The organism is Scytonema hofmannii PCC 7110, assembly GCF_000346485.2.
GTDB classification, from domain to species: Bacteria; Cyanobacteriota; Cyanobacteriia; order Cyanobacteriales; family Nostocaceae; genus Scytonema; species Scytonema hofmannii.
Map to the genome: position 1 here is coordinate 8386800 of NZ_KQ976354.1, position 15649 is coordinate 8402448.

The 15649-nt window shown below is 41.1% G+C and carries 11 protein-coding genes; 8 read left to right on the forward strand and 3 right to left on the reverse strand.

The window, feature by feature from the left end; translation table 11 throughout:
- The first annotated feature begins 355 nt into the window (after nt 1-355).
- The 6 genes from WA1_RS35500 to WA1_RS60610 all read left to right on the forward strand — a co-directional run bounded on the left by WA1_RS35500 (nt 356) and on the right by WA1_RS60610 (nt 7340).
- Nucleotides 356-1675: a sensor histidine kinase gene (locus tag WA1_RS35500; RefSeq protein WP_272819307.1), complete on the forward strand. Its 1320-nt coding sequence runs from the start codon at nt 356-358 to the stop codon at nt 1673-1675.
- Nucleotides 1676-2099: 424 nt separating this feature from the next.
- Nucleotides 2100-2246 (forward strand): hypothetical protein, encoded by a 147-nt coding sequence (locus WA1_RS57490; protein ID WP_158516732.1) that lies wholly within the window; start codon nt 2100-2102, stop codon nt 2244-2246.
- 138 nt (nt 2247-2384) lie between these two features.
- On the forward strand, nt 2385-3692 hold the full coding sequence (hisD, locus tag WA1_RS35505; RefSeq protein ID WP_017745881.1) for a histidinol dehydrogenase: 1308 nt from the start codon (nt 2385-2387) through the stop codon (nt 3690-3692).
- Between the two features lie 158 nt (nt 3693-3850).
- Complete coding sequence (locus WA1_RS35510) at nt 3851-4276, forward strand: universal stress protein (protein ID WP_017745880.1); 426 nt, start codon at nt 3851-3853, stop codon at nt 4274-4276.
- Between the two features lie 324 nt (nt 4277-4600).
- Nucleotides 4601-6244: a protein kinase domain-containing protein gene (locus tag WA1_RS35515; RefSeq protein WP_017745879.1), complete on the forward strand. Its 1644-nt coding sequence runs from the start codon at nt 4601-4603 to the stop codon at nt 6242-6244.
- A gap of 301 nt (nt 6245-6545) precedes the next feature.
- Nucleotides 6546-7340, forward strand: coding sequence for a M15 family metallopeptidase (locus WA1_RS60610; RefSeq protein ID WP_272819308.1), 795 nt, complete (start codon nt 6546-6548; stop codon nt 7338-7340).
- A gap of 11 nt (nt 7341-7351) precedes the next feature.
- Here WA1_RS60610 and WA1_RS35525 read toward each other — a convergent pair whose 3' ends face one another.
- From WA1_RS35525 to WA1_RS35535, 3 genes are all read right to left on the reverse strand, one after another.
- Nucleotides 7352-8770 carry a hypothetical protein gene (locus tag WA1_RS35525; protein WP_017745877.1) on the reverse strand — a complete coding sequence of 473 codons (1419 nt, stop codon included), beginning with the start codon at nt 8768-8770 and terminating at the stop codon, nt 7352-7354.
- A gap of 107 nt (nt 8771-8877) precedes the next feature.
- Nucleotides 8878-9207, reverse strand: coding sequence for a hypothetical protein (locus WA1_RS35530; RefSeq protein WP_017745876.1), 330 nt, complete (start codon nt 9205-9207; stop codon nt 8878-8880).
- 27 nt (nt 9208-9234) lie between these two features.
- Nucleotides 9235-9489 (reverse strand): hypothetical protein, encoded by a 255-nt coding sequence (locus WA1_RS35535; protein WP_148662837.1) that lies wholly within the window; start codon nt 9487-9489, stop codon nt 9235-9237.
- Between the two features lie 178 nt (nt 9490-9667).
- Between WA1_RS35535 and WA1_RS35540 the strand changes: the two genes are divergently transcribed.
- Nucleotides 9668-10474, forward strand: a complete 807-nt coding sequence (locus WA1_RS35540; RefSeq protein WP_026134933.1) for a DUF4351 domain-containing protein — start codon at nt 9668-9670, stop codon at nt 10472-10474.
- Nucleotides 10475-10933: 459 nt separating this feature from the next.
- Nucleotides 10934-15403 carry an NACHT and WD40 repeat domain-containing protein gene (locus tag WA1_RS35545; RefSeq protein WP_017745873.1) on the forward strand — a complete coding sequence of 1490 codons (4470 nt, stop codon included), beginning with the start codon at nt 10934-10936 and terminating at the stop codon, nt 15401-15403.
- Nucleotides 15404-15649 lie beyond the last annotated feature (246 nt).

Below are 15649 nucleotides of genomic sequence, written 5' to 3' on the forward strand. Positions count from 1 at the left end.
ATTGCCCATCTAAAATAGTTTTTAGATTCGAGATACCGGGCTGCAACGTCTTACTTTGTTAAGCGACAGGAAATTTACTGAGATCACTACCTACTTGCACGCTAAAAGTGCGTGATATGTACCTAGAAAGTTTACATACTTTTCTACATAGAAACTTAAACATATTGACTGTGGAAGCAAAAATATTTTAGTGAGTAGGGACTAAAAAGTGGAACAATCAAAGCTAGTTAAGGCATATAGGTGGTATCGAGTGTTTTTTGGAGCGCGAGCGCGTATTTTGCTGTCATATGTTTTGCTAATGACATGTTCTATAGTGGGATCTGTCTTTATCATTCGGCAAGTTCTACTAGCTCAGATGGAAAGTAGAATTGAAAAGTCTCTATTGCAGGAGAAAGAGGAATTCCAACAATTGGTTAATGGTAGAAACCCTATGACAGGAAAACCTTTTGGAGACGATATTACTGCTATATTTGATACATATATATCACGCAATGTGCCTGATGAGAACGAATTTTTCATCGCATTGCTAAATGGACAGTTCTATAATTCTGACCCAAAAGCCCTTCCAGACTCTTTACAACCAGGCTCAGAAATACTAAAGCTATGGGCGCAGTTCACTAAGCCTCACAAGAGTGAAACAGTAACTTCAAAAGAGACTTTCAAGTATCTTGTGGAACCAATTGTGCGAGGAAAAACTCACGGGGTGATTGTTGTCGTGCATACTACGACTTTTGAGCACCAGCAGGTAAATAATGAAATTTTAGATATTACCCAAGTGTCATTTGCTGTGCTTGTTGTAGCATCATTACTTGCATGGTTAGTTGCTGGACGAGTACTCGCACCTCTACGCTTACTAGCTGATACTGCTCGTTCCATTACTGATTTTGACTTAACTCAGCGTATCTCAGTGAAAGGTTCAGATGAAATTGCGGAATTAAGCATCACCTTTAATGAAATGCTAGACCGCCTCCAAGGAGCATTTAAAAGCCAACGTCATTTTATCAACGATGCCGGTCACGAACTGCGAACCCCAATTACGATTATTCAAGGTCATTTAGAATTAATGGGCGATGACCCCGAAGAACGGCGTGAAACCAAGGAGATCGTAATGGACGAACTAAATCGTATGCATCGCTTGGTCAATGATTTACTGCTATTAGCAAAGACAGAACAACCTAATTTTTTAAATTTAGAAACCGTAGAAACTGATTGGCTGACTGAGGAACTCTATGCGAAGGCAAAAGCTCTTGCCAATCGCAACTGGTGTTTAGAACATAAAGGTACAGGACGCATTATTGCCGATCGCCAACGGCTGACTCAGGCAATTATGAACTTGGCTCAGAACGCAACCCAACATACAACAGAGAACGATATCATCTCTATAGGTTCTGCGATGGGTCGTAACGAAGCTTGTTTCTGGGTACGTGACACTGGAGTAGGTATAGCGTTGAAAGACCAACAGCGGATTTTTGAACGTTTTGCCCGGACTGCTGATAGTCGCCGCCGTCGTGTGGAGGGTTCTGGTTTGGGATTGGCAATTGTTCGTGCGATCGCAGAAGCTCACGGTGGTCAGGTTAAACTTACCAGCCAACCCGGTGGTGGCTCAACTTTTACAATTGTGATTCCACTTGAACCCCCTCAGGAGATTTTAGCCTCTGAACTGAACTCTTATTAACGAAGATGAACCTCTTATCACTAGAGCACCGATACAGAAATTTTACAAGCTATCGCTACAGTGCCAACATTAAATATGAAGCTTTACCAAGTATCGGCAGAGGGCATTTATGGAAGAAAAAAGTTTTAAAGAAGAGAAAGGGGATAGAGTGTTTGCTGTCAAGTCTAAAAATACGATAGAATAAGATACTTCTAGCTCAATGTAACTTAGCATAACCGCTTTTAACACAAGTGGTGGCAAAAATCGCTTGCATTCTCTCTTCGTCTGAGATGTCGTGCGTAGGGCGAATCGTCAGTCAAATGTTAAGTTCAGGGGTTTCATAGAGATACTAAGTCCATCCCCTCTGTAAAAATGTTGGCTTATGAAGTAAACGATACACAAAAATTATACTCAGTTTCTACTTATGCTTAAAAAAGGGAACTGAATGAAACAACATACTAATAACTTCCCACATACTTGGAGAGATAAAACGCGAAATTGTGAAGAACTGGCAATTCTACCGACCTTTTACGGTTTTATCTGTTTTCAGCCACCAGTTGTTGGTTATCGGCTTTTAGCAAACGATATGTAGGAAGCCATGGAAGTATCAAAAAAATCCAGGTTAAGCTAGAGAAGAGAGTTGGGGTTAGCTTTGCACCTCTCATTTGGGTAAGGAGCAAAACTCATTCTCATCGCAAGAATTTTCTCAAGTTGGCATTGTCCTTACTCCATGCTGCGAATCATTACTCAGCAGGCAGATGTTAGAGCAGAACTACAACGGATCTGCGATCGCATCCAAGATGAACAGGTACTTCATAAAGAAGCAACAGTGCGGGAAGTGCTGCAGGCAGTGAAGCGCCAAGGCGATAAAGCTGTACTGCAATACACAACCGAATTTGACAATCAAACCCTGAAGCCAGAAGAACTGCGCGTGACAGGCTCAGAACTGGATGCAGCCTACCAACAGGTATCGCAAGAGTTACTTGAGGCAATTCAGTTGGCGTGCCGCAAAATAGAAGCGTTTCACCGCCAGCGAATGCCAAAAAGTTGGGTTCACTTTGACGATGATGATGTAGTGCTGGGCAAGCGCTACACACCTGTAGATCGGGCAGGGTTATATGTGCCGGGTGGTCGCGCCGCCTATCCAAGCACGGTGTTAATGAATGCTATTCCGGCAAAAGTGGCTGGCGTACCGCACGTAGTGATGGTCACGCCGCCTGGACCTTTAAAAGCGATTCACCCATCTGTGTTGGTCGCTGCCCAAGAAGCCGGAGTGCAAGAAATCTATCGTGTTGGTGGCGCACAAGCGATCGCCGCTTTAACTTACGGTACAGAAAACATTCCCAAAGTCAATATCATTACAGGTACAGGTAATATATATGTCACGTTAGCGAAAAAACTAGTATACGGCACAGTTGGCATCGATTTCCTTGCAGGATCGGGGGAAGTATTAATTATTGCTGACGAAACCGCAAATCCCGTCTACGTTGCGGCTGATATGTTAGCCCAGTCAGAACAAGATCCAATGGCAGCAGCAGTTTTGCTGACCACAGATCCGGGTCTGGCAAAAAACGTACAAGTAGCAGTGGAAAGACAGCTGATAGATCATCCCAGACGAACACTGACAGAAAAAGCCATTGCCCACTACGGCTTGATTGTGATTGTGGAATCATTGCAAGCAGCAGCAGAACTCTCAAATGAATTTGCACCCGAACACTTAGCCGTGGAGGTGCAAGAACCCTGGGAAATATTACCACTTATTCGCAATGCTGGTGCAATTTTCTTAGGGCATTGTACACCAGAAGCTGTGGGGAATTATGTAGCAGGACCCAACCATACCTTACCCACTTCTGGCGCTGCCCGCTATGCCTCTCCATTAGGAGTAGAAACCTTTATGAAACACTCTAGTATTATTCAATACTCGCAAACTGCACTAGAGAAAGTGGCTAATGCAATTGATGTCCTGGCATCCTCTGAGGACTTACCTTCGCACGTTAACTCGGTACAACGCCGAATTGATGATGATATGAATTATTAATTTTTGCCGAGACTTTTTGCAAAAAAGAGTTTGCGATCGCAAACTAAAAGTTTAAGGCTATGCAAACTCTGTCCAAAGTTTGGGCATGGTGAGTATAGCCATTAACTATAATTACCTATTATCTGCGTGTGAGGTCTACTGTTGTGGAGAAGACAGCGGTGATAAAAACGATTTTAGTAGCTCTAGACGATTCAGAAGTGACCGACCAAATTATTCAAACGGTACAGCAATTTATGCTGCCAAAAGATAGCAAAATCATTCTATGCCACGTGTTTGCCACCTCAGAATCAGAGATGGAACTTCCTGCGGATCGCCCTCACCCAGAGTCTTCAACATTTTCTTACTCACAAATTGAAAGACAACTCAAAGGGTATCAAACTCAATTGGCAGTTGAAAGTGACATAGAACTCGTTGCGGGCGATCCAGCTCAAGAGATTATTCGCCTTGCTAACATTTACAAAGCTGACTTAATTATCACTGGCAGTCGTGGGTTAACAGGTGTGAATCGAATTGTTCAGGGTTCTGTTAGCAGTGAAGTTGTAGAAGATGCTCCTTGTTCTGTGTTGGTAGTTAAAGGTACATAAGCCCTAACGAATGTAATTCGTGGCTATACAAGCAAAACCCGCCTACTCGGGTTTAAAAAACATAATTTTCCATGAGTTTATGTAGGAAATATTGACCCAAAATCTATCTCATATATAGAAATTATTGGCGATCGCGTAGATTCAGATCCCGGACTTCTTGAAGAAGTCCGGGATCTATAGAGCTGTTAAGAATTAGCAAACATCTACCATTTAATCTAAAAAACGAGTAAATTTGAATACCACTCACTTTGAGTTGGGCCACTAAGATTACTGAGCAAAAATTTAACTTTAATTTCCGTAGGCATCGGGCTGTAAGGGTGAGGAATGATAACACCAGCATTATTAAATAATCGTTACAAAGTACTGAGAGTTTTAGGAAGTGGGGGATTTGGGGAAACTTTTTTAGCGGAGGATACCCAAATGCCCTCTAGTCGTTGCTGTGTGATTAAGCAGCTTAAGCCGGTTGCTAATAACCCTCAAATTTATCAACTGGTGCAACAACGATTTCAGCAAGAAGCCGCGATTTTAGAAGAACTAGGTGATAGAAGCGATCGCATTCCTCGATTGTATGCCTATTTCTCTGAAAACGGGCAATTTTATCTGGTTCAAGAGTATATCGAAGGTCAAACCTTGAGCCAAAAGGTGTATCAGCAAGGTTTGCTGAGTGAAAGTGAGGTTAAGGACATATTGATCAATATTTTGCCGATTCTGGATTTTGTCCACAGCAAGCGGATCGTGCATCGAGATATCAAGCCAGATAATATTATTTTGCGCTTTTCGGATGGCAAACCAGTCTTAATTGATTTTGGTGCGGTGAAGCTGACAATGCAAACTGAAATGGCTTCTGGAAACGCCAACCCATCAATTGTGATTGGCACTCCAGGATTTATGCCTACGGAACAATCTATAGGAAGACCGGTTTTTTCTAGCGATATTTATAGTTTGGGTTTAACGGCTATTTACTTGCTTACAGGTAGAATGCCACAACAGCTTGCTTGCGATAATACCACGGGTGAAACTCTCTGGCGGGATTTTGCTCCTCATGTCAGTCCTGGTTTTGCGGATGTGTTGGATAGAGCAATCAGAAGAACGCCAAGCGATCGCTATTCGAGTGTCCAACAAATGCTGGTAGCATTGCAAACTCCTGCTATCCCCGTTGCACCCACAGTACCCGTTTATATAGCTCCCACAGTCCCCGTTAATTATCCCGCACTCACTCCATCCCCTCCATCAATACCAGCGCCGCAACCAACCGTACCAGTTGGACAACCCCCTGTTGTCTCCTACCAACAACCAGCTGCTACTGTATCTGTAACAAGTCATAACGGTATAGCACCTTGGCAACAGGGTATTGCCATTGGCGTTTTAGTTGGGGCGTGTGTTGTAGGTGGTTTTTGGTTTTTGAGAGGACAAACACCGACTCCACCAGATAGAACAACTGTAGTCCAATCGGGTTCTACTTCAACATCTAGTTCAAACTCAACTGCTTCTGGTAAGGAACAAGAACCAAGCACGACACAATCAAACAATTCTTCTCAGCAATCGCAACAGGTTAATACAACTTCTCCACCTGCGATCGCGGAAAGTGAAGCCAGAAATTTGATTAATAAGTGGTTGCAAGCCAAGCGAGTCATGTTTGCACCTCCTTACGATTCCCAACCGGCTGCTGAGCTAACGACAGGTAGCCAGTATGAGAGTACTGCAGGAGAGGAAGGTTCCATCAACTCCTTGAAGAAAGACGGTCACTCCTATAAGTATGGAGTACAAACTATAGACAGTGTAGATGAGTTTTCTGTTAATGGCGATCGCGCTATTCTTCAAGTTAAGGTGACTGAAGACAGGACACTTTTAGATAGAAATGGCAACATTCTTCCCAAAGAAACTGATTTTAAAACAAGAACAGTTCGTTATACTCTGGAATTTATAGATGGGCGTTGGAAGATAGCTTCAACTGAAATTAATCAGTAACCAGTGACCAGTGACCAGTGACCAGTAATCAGTGACCAGTTAATTTCTATAAAGGTTTGTAGTAGCGCTTTAGCTTAGCGCATACATCTCAATTACAAACCAGTTACACCGACTCACTTGCTCCTTTCCCGCCCAAATATTAACTACCTAAATGAACCGCAAAGACGCAAAGGACACGAAGAAAAAAAAAGAAGATGAGTAGCCTTATAGCGCTGAAGGGAGTCATACAGATAGTTAGGTGAAATTAAATTCAGGCAAACCTTTCTCAATCCAAAATCCAAAATCTAAAATCCAAAATCGTATGCGATTTTTTAAAACATTACCTCATATTGCGCGAATTTTAATCATCGCGACAACAGTTTCATTCGGAATTATTCTGAGTGCAGCATTGGCGATAAAATTCTCCGCACCAAACCCAACGACTGTTGGAGCAACAAGCTCATCTCCACCAAAAGTTGTTTCTGTTGTACCAACCTCCAGTTCAACTGAAGCATCTTCTATTATTGTCTCGTCCCAACCAGTAAGAATTGCAGCAAATCCTGCCTCAGTTCAGCAACAACCGATAGAAAATCAAATAGCATACGGGCATTTTCCCTATGCACAAGCCAATCCAAGCGAATTAATGATTGTTAGTAGTTATGCAACTGGTAACAACCAACGCTTTGAGTCGTTAAATATTGAAGCAGGACAAGCACTGATGCGGATGATGTATGCTGCCAGAGAAGAAGGTGTTTGGATAGTACCCGTTTCCGGTTTTCGTACCATAGAACAGCAACAAAAATTATTTCAAGATCAAGTCAAGCGTCGCGGTTCCGTGCAAGCCGCCGCAAAAATCAGCGCTCCTGCTGGATTTAGCGAACATCATACTGGTTTTGCTGTGGATTTAGCTGATGGTAAATCTGCCAAGCAAGATATCACCTTAGAATTTGAAAAGACACATGCCTATCGTTGGCTGACTCGTCATGCTCAAGAATTTGGATTTGAATTGTCCTTTAAGCGCAATAATTCTCAAGGAGTGAGTTTTGAGCCTTGGCACTGGCGATATGTCGGTTCACCAAATGCAGTAGCAGCATTTGCTCATGCAAGAAAATCGTGACTGGTTACTACTTATTTTCGTTGAGTCCAAAGCCAAGCTACAGAGGTAAAAAACAAAGTTACCACAATACTGAGAAACAAAGACGCATAGAAAGGATGGGGCGGGTTATTTGGAGATATAACACCTAAAGGTTTGTTGATATAGCTGATTTGTTGCGTTATGACTCCAGATGCTATCGCACCCGTACCCAAGCCTATACCAAGGACTTGGATGGTTTTTTCCAAAGAGCGATCGCGTTCGGCTTGTTCTATTTCCACGATGCCGCGAATTGAAGAAATAGCTTGCTCTAAAAATGTAGAACTGTGACGAAAATAACCTAAATCTGCTTCAATTTGTCTTTGAAAATAAGAAGTTGTTTCTTTAATAAAACTCTCTAAAAATTCCAAATCTTTTTTTGTTATTTCACGAATTTGTTGCAGTTTTTCTAAATAATTATATTTATGTATAGTAATTGTGTTTTGATGTTCTTCCAAATTTCGCAATAATCTTGTATATTTCAAACCTAATTCCGCTAATTTCTTTAATAAATTTTTACATTCGTTTAAATTTTCTAAAGTTAATCCTTTATTCTCCTGAATTTGAGGAGCTTTATCAATTAAATCTTCTATTTTTTCAGAAGAATATACAAGAGCATTGTAAATTTTTCTACTATCTTGAAAAGATTTTATTATTTTAATACGAAAGAAAAATAAATCCAAGAACTCTTGATAGCACTGATTAAATTTATTATCAGCCGTTTCATTGCTAAACAGCCAGATAAGAACGTGTTGGTAGTTATCTAATTGACTAAACAAACCATACTCAAAAATCGGACTGCTAAATAACTCTCCTTGATGATTTAAAGGTGGTAGTTTATTGTTAAAAACAGATGTTAAGCACTCGTTTGCTATGTCTAAATATTCTTCTGCTGTTAAGTTGATATTTTCGTTGTCTTTAGCGCCTGGTAACCAAGCAGTTATTAGTAGAGTTTGTCCAAGAAAGAGATTGCTTTTTTCTAAAATCAAGCAATTCTCTAGATTTAGCTGGTTTAATAAATGGATATTCACATCTTTAGTGCGCGTACCATCATCATCTTCTTCCGGACGGCGTATATTTAACCATAAACCGTAGCTATCAGATAATTGAAAAGGGTAAGTAAACCCTTTCAACACAACTTGTTGCGCGTCATCTGTGGAAATTTTACCGGCGAACGATAAGGAGTAATCGCCATCTTTTACATCTGACTCTTTCAGTAAATCAACACGGCGACTATTAGGTTCTTTGTGAAGATCTATATGCTGGATAGGATGTAAATCTTGTTGTAGAATAGCGTGGACTATTTTATCGGCATTTTGCCATAATTTGCTTGTATCTTTTTCATTTACCTTAAGATTGGAGGGTTTGTAAAGCTGAAAGGCAAATAGATGAATATTTGGAGCATAGATTTTCATATTGAGTCTTGTACTCTTCTTTCTTCGTGTCCTTTGCGCCTTTGCGGTTCATTAAATAAATCTTTAGACGGGACGAAAAAAATAGACAATAATATATTTTACTGTCTCTAATTGTTCGCTCGCTTTTTATTTTGTAAGTTTTGTAGTTCTTCTTGTAAAACTCGATAGCGGTTTTCAAGGATATTTTCTTGGTTTTGTGCTTTTGGTTTAGCAACTTTCTTAATTTCCCTATCTTGAACTAAGACAGCATCTCTCACATCTGTATGATTCAGATACCACTGACGGATAACTTCTGCGATAGCATCAGGTGTGATATTTTTAAGAGCGGCAAGATTTTGTTGCAGTATAGCAATGTCTGCTATGGCTGCGGGAGAAAACACGTAGTCTTGTTCTTTTACCACTTGTGTAAAAGCTTCAATGATGTTATCTGCTTCCATAATAATTGCTCCTATTGATTGAGTTTTTTATTCTCCTATTGCACAAAAAGCCGCCCAAAAGCCTGGGTGCTTAAAGGGTTGCTGTTCCGGCTTGTAGTGTTCTTTCAATCTTTTTTGAATCTTCTGTTTATGCTGAACATCTATATTTGTTTTACCATCAAGCCATTGGAGTAACTCTTGTTGAGTCACTTGACGAAACCATTGCTGGGCTTTGTTGAGAGCCAATGGCACATGCCCATTGTTGCGGCAAGGCGATCGCGCCTGACCAGTTGCGTCCATCATGCCATACAGATGTATTAGAATTGAGCGATCGCCTGTGCCAGTTGCGTAAGTCCTGATACTACATCTAATTTCTGTTTTCAGGATAAAAAAGCCATATTGCCCTAAGTTATCAACATCATATTAGTCTCTTTGTACTATTTTGTGATAGTGTAAAAAAGCACTATTAACTCTTTTGACCTTGGCTTACGATAACACCTGTAAATACCTTGCCGAAACTTACCCTGCTGAGTTTGCTAGATGGCTGTTACAATCTGATACATCAGATATCCAGGTACTGAAGACGGAACTGAACCTAGAACCGATTCGTGCTGATTCTGTTACCTTCCTACAAGTCGCCAAGACAATTCTGCACTTGGAATTTCAAACCCTGCCAAAATCCAAGGTTCCGTTAGATTTTCGGATGCTGGATTATTACACTCGGTTGAAACGGTTGTATCGGTGTGAGATTAAACAAATTATCATTTTTTTACAACAAACAACTTCAGAAACTGTTTTTCAAACTCAGTATGTAGATACAAACACAGTCCACAACTACCGTGTCATTCGGATTTGGGAAGAAGATCCAGCAGTCCTGGTGGCTCACCCTGGTCTTTTACCACTAGCACCTTTGGCTAAAAGCAATTCACCCAATACCTTGCTAAAACAAGTTGCTGCATCTGTGGATATGATTGAAGAAACACAACAGCAACAGAATATCTCAGCATGTGTACAGCTTCTAGCTGGTTTACGATTCGATGAAAATTTGATTCAACAGTTTTTTAGCGAGGAAGTTATGCAAGAATCAGTTATCTATCAAAGTATCGTGCAAAAAGAAGCATTGAGATTAATTGTCCGTCTACTAAATCGTCGATTTGGTGATGTTGCACCTGAAATAGAACAGCGAATTCGGAGTTTATCCACTGCTGAGTTGGAAAATTTAGGTGAGGCATTGTTAGATTTTTCAAACACACATGATTTAATAACTTGGTTAGAGACTAGTTCTTAGTCAGATGAAAGATAAAGTATTAATTTTCTATCCTTTATCTTTTTCTGTACTCTTATAGGACTCCTATTTGATTTTTGAACTACACGTAGGGTAGGCATTACATACCAGATAAAGCTTTTGGTGGGCAATGCCCACCAAACAGTACTACAGTACTTAGATTTTTTTATAAATTAGATAGGATAGCCACATTACGATTTCAAATGCCTATTAATACTAAATCCGCTTCTTACTACCCCTTGATAATTTAGTCCGCGTAGGCGGACTTTGTTTGTATAGCCGCGATTTCAACCGCCCAGGCTAAAGGAATTCCCAAGCCAAATCCGGAATAATAGGAGACATTGATGTAGTTACTGAAAAATTTAACTTTTGACTCCGTACAATGCAGTCTATATCTTAAGCTTTTTTACGCCAACCTTAACCACAAAAGACGTAGATTAAAGAAACGAGCGGGATATTTCTGTGATACCACTTAACCTTGACGCTATTATTAATGCAATTTCTGGCATCGCTAACCCACTAATTAAAGATAAGTTGCAGCGTAATGAAACTGTCATCAAATTACTAAAACAATTTAACCTTGCTCCCGAACACCCACCGGCTGATTTTAGTGGGGTTTATGCCTACGCTTTGGTAGAGTACGGTGTTGGCAAACCCAAGCCATTTCTGGAACTTTTCCGCCACGAACAAATAAAACAAGCCTTTCGTAAAGCCTTAGATCACAATAACCCCTCAATCCTCCTATCTGAAGTCGATATATTTGTAGGTGCTTATGCTTTAGGGGATGAAATCAACACCCTGGGGCTTGACATCAAAAGAGAAGTTGCAGCATTTGCCACTGTCTTTATTGAAGTTGCCAAGCGCAGCCGCACGCCATCTGATGCACTTATGAGCCAGCAAATAGGTTCTTTGCATAAAAGAATTGCAGCTATTACCGAACAATTAGACAGGCTGCCAACTCTCGAAGGAATTCGTACCGAGATGGCAAGGTTGGCTTCGCAGAATTATCCAGCACTGCCAGCACCTAGCACTATACCAGAAAACAATTGTAGGGCTGTTGCTCTTGCCCAACAAATGCGCGGGTGGTTTGAAACACTGGGTTACCGTTTCGAGAAGTACGAAGTTTGGGCAGAAGACTTCTTCGAGTGGATTATTAACATTCCAGTCAGACGCAATCGATACGATCGCATTCTTATACGTGGAATTGCCGGAGAAGCAAAGCTCAGTGATGTAATGGCGTTAAGTTCTTCAGTAGAGCAACAACACACGGATGAAGGGTGGTTGGTGACAACCCGTCGCATCTCACGGGCGGCTCGTAACGAAGTTCAAAAGGACGAAAATCAACACCTCGAATGCTACACCTTTGATGAACTCATAGCCCAAGATGCTAACTTTAGCGGGTATCTTGAATGGTTAGAAGCAGAGGTGAAACGGCGGAAGATAGACCAAAAATACGTTCCTCTTGCTTGCACCAAGGAAGAAATCGATCCCACCACCAAACGCCAAATAGCAATCAGTCGTTATGACGAACTTGACGGCTGGATTGACGGTTATATTGACCGTTGGCTTGATGACCCTGCAAAAGAGCATATTTCCATATTAGGGGAATTTGGAACTGGTAAAACTTGGTTTGCCATGCACTACGCTTGGGTAGCATTGCAGCGCTATCAAGATGCTCAAAAACGCGGGACTGAACTTCCTCGCTTGCCATTAGTTATTCCCTTACGCGACTATGCTAGGGCAGTCAGCGTAGAGTCACTGTTTTCGGAGTTTTTCTTTCGGCAATACAAAATTCCTCTACCTCATTACGATGCTTTCGTGCAGCTCAATCGTATGGGCAAGCTGCTGCTAATTTTCGACGGCTTTGATGAGATGGCAGCTCGTGTTGACCGTCAGGAGATGATTAACAACTTCTGGGAATTAGCAAAAGTGGTTATGCCTGGGGCAAAGGTCATTTTAACTTGCCGCACCGAACACTTTCCAGAAGCAAAGGAAGGAAGAGCATTACTCAACGCCGAACTCCAAGCATCGACTGCTAATTTAACAGGAGAAACGCCACAATTTGAAGTCCTAGAACTAGAGAAGTTTAACGATGAGCAAATTCAAGAGGTCTTATCGTTTCAAGCTTCCCCTGGTACTGTGGAGCAAGTGATGGATAATCCTCAATTACTGGATTTAGCACGTCGCCCAGTGATGACGGAGTTAATCCTAGAAGCACTACCAGATATTGAAGCCGGGTTACCTGTAGATATCTCGCGAATTTACTTATATGCCGTGCGTCACAAGATGGAACGGGATATCAAAGCAGAGCGAACTTTCACGAATTTAGCCGATAAGCTTTATTTCTTGTGCGAACTGTCTTGGGAGATGCTCTCAACCGACCAGATGAGTCTCAATTATCGCTTGTTCCCAGACCGCATTCGTCGTCTTTTTGGTTCTATGGTGCAAGAAGAGAAAGATTTAGACCACTGGCACTATGACATGATGGGGCAAACAATGCTCATTCGAGATGCTGATGGCGATTATACTCCAGCCCATCGTTCTTTGTTAGAGTTCTTTGTCGCTTACAAATTTGCAGCAGAATTGGGAGCGTTAGCTGAGGATTTTACTGAGCTAGCGCGATCGCGAAGCCAAGCTGTACCCAGCTTATCGCAGTCATGTTTAAATAACAATACAGCACCGATTGATTATACCTGGTCGAGTTACTTTGCTTCTCGTAGTGAAATCGCACCATTGAAGTCATTTACAAGCGAACCGTTGGAGAAGTTGAGAGAAACCGTTGGGCGATCGCAACTGACAAAAGCCGTCATGGATCTTGTCTTGCCGATGTTAGGTGACTGTAAACCTTTAATTGGGCTGATTGAAGCGACGCAAGGCAAAACAGAAACAGAAGTGGGCTATGCTGGAGGGAACGCGGCTACTCTGGCGGTGAAAAGTGATCGGGTAATATTGGAAGGTAAAGACCTCAGCCATACCCTTATTAAAGGGGCTGATTTGAGCAATGCCAGCTTGTATGGTGTGAATTTTACAGAGGCGAATCTTGCTCAATCGACTTTCACTAAACTTTGCGGTCGTGTTTTATCAATAGCATTTAGCCCTGATGGGAAACTATTTGCCACTGGTGAAGCCAATGGTTCAATTTCTTTATCGCAAATCGAAAATGGTAAATTACTTTTAATATTCCAAGGGCATACTGATTGGGTCAGATCAATTGCAATTAGTCCTGATGGAGCTATTTTAGCGAGTGGTAGTGATGACAAAACAATAAAAATCTGGGATATAAGTACAGGAAAATGCTTGAAAACTCTCCATGGACATTCCAGTCGCGTGTATGGAGTAGCGATCGCTAATGATGGTGCAATATTAGTTAGCGGTAGTAGTGACGAAACAATCAAAGTTTGGGAGATCGCTACTGGAGAATGTTTAAAGACGATACAAGGACATTCCACAACAGTATACACAGTGGCAATTAGTCAGGATAATACCACCGTAGTAAGTGGAGGTGGAGATAACACGGTTAAATTGTGGAATCTTCATACAGGAGAGTGTACCAAAACTTTATTCGGTCATCAAAGTCGAATATGGTCAGTAGCAATTAGTTCCGATAATACAACTGTAGCGAGTTGTGGTGATGACCAAATCATTAAACTTTGGGATATCCGTACTGGAAAACACCTAAAAAATTTCCAAGGTCACACACAAAGGATACAATCAACAACTTTCAGATCCAACGGTAAAACTATAGCGAGTAGCGGTCTCGACCAAACCATAAAGCTTTGGGATATCAGTACTGGAGAATGCTTAAAAACTTTGTTGGGGCATACCAATTCCGTTTCCTCAATTGCGTTTAGTCCTAATGGTAGTCAGTTACTCAGTGCGAGCAGCGATTCAACAATAAAGCTTTGGGATACCTCCACGGGCGACTGTTTATCAACTTTACAGGGATATACTAGTATGGTGTATTCTGTAGACTTTAGTGCCAACGGAAAACTCTTAGCCAGCAGTAGCGATAATAGAACAATTAGAATTTGGGATGTAAATACAGGAATCTGCCTAAAAACTCTACAAGGGCATATAAGTCGAGTCTGGTCAGTTGCAGTAAGTTTAGACAATCAATTCTTAGTGAGTGGCAGTGGTGACACTACAGTTCGTCTTTGGGATATTAGCACTGGTCAATGTTTGAAAATTCTACGAGGTCACGGAGGAGATGACAATAGGTCTGTGTACTCAGTAGCTATTAGTACTGACAATACACTCATTGCTAGTAGTAGTGGGGATATGACAATTAAGTTGTGGAATGTCTCTACTGGAGAATGTGTCAAAACCTTATTAGGTCATCAAGGTCGAGTCTGGTCAGTGGCAATGAGTTCCGATAACACAATTTTAGCCAGTTGCAGCGATGACCAAACAGTTCGACTCTGGGATATTCATACAGGACAATGTGTAAAGACACTAACAGAGCATACTAGTGGAGTCAATACGGTACTCTTTAGTTTTGATAATAAAACTTTATTTAGTAGTAGTGACGACCGAACAATTAAAATCTGGGACATTCAAAATGGTAAATGCCTGAAATCATTAAACGGGCATAGGAGTAGAATCAATTCACTTGCTATTTTCAATGACACAATCATAGCCAGTGGTAGCGCTGACCGAACAATCCGATTGTGGGATATTAGCAGTGGAGAATGTTTAAAAATTCTTCAAGGACATAAGAATTCAGTCTTTTCAGTAGCTCTCCATTCAGATGGTAAAACTTTAGCGAGTGGTAGCTTGGATGAAACAATTAAACTGTGGGATATCCAGTCCGGTCAGTGCTTGAAAACACTTGACAACAAACCTTACGCAAATATGAAAATTACCAATATTAAAGGTTTAACTGAAGATGAAAAAGATACGCTTAAAGCTTTAGGAGCAATTGAAGACGAGTAAATTCTGCTAAAAATGAAGTACAATCGCGTTTATATAGCGATTCTTTCTCACTCTTTTCTCTGTGTCCTCTGCGCCTCTGCGGTTCATTTGCTTTTAAATCTAATCAGGCTTCATTTATGATGACTCTTGTTAAAAAGCGTCTTCAAGAACTAAATAATTTAACAAAACTTCCTGAACCCGAAGTAACGGATAGATTCTTCCATATTTACGGAGATGTTAAAAAGATTCAAACAAGCATTGCATAAT

Excerpts from the sequence above, each read along its gene's own strand:
- WA1_RS35535 (WP_148662837.1), bottom strand. The coding sequence starts at position 9,489 with ATGATGGACGCAACTGGTCAGGCGCGATCGCCTTGCCGCAACAATGGG.
- WA1_RS35530 (WP_017745876.1), bottom strand. The coding sequence starts at position 9,207 with ATGGAAGCAGATAACATCATTGAAGCTTTTACACAAGTGGTAAAAGAA.
- WA1_RS35515 (WP_017745879.1), top strand. The coding sequence starts at position 4,601 with ATGATAACACCAGCATTATTAAATAATCGTTACAAAGTACTGAGAGTT.
- hisD (WP_017745881.1), top strand. The coding sequence starts at position 2,385 with ATGCTGCGAATCATTACTCAGCAGGCAGATGTTAGAGCAGAACTACAA.
- WA1_RS35525 (WP_017745877.1), bottom strand. The coding sequence starts at position 8,770 with ATGAAAATCTATGCTCCAAATATTCATCTATTTGCCTTTCAGCTTTAC.
- WA1_RS35500 (WP_272819307.1), top strand. The coding sequence starts at position 356 with ATGGAAAGTAGAATTGAAAAGTCTCTATTGCAGGAGAAAGAGGAATTC.
- WA1_RS60610 (WP_272819308.1), top strand. The coding sequence starts at position 6,546 with ATGCGATTTTTTAAAACATTACCTCATATTGCGCGAATTTTAATCATC.
- WA1_RS57490 (WP_158516732.1), top strand. The coding sequence starts at position 2,100 with ATGAAACAACATACTAATAACTTCCCACATACTTGGAGAGATAAAACG.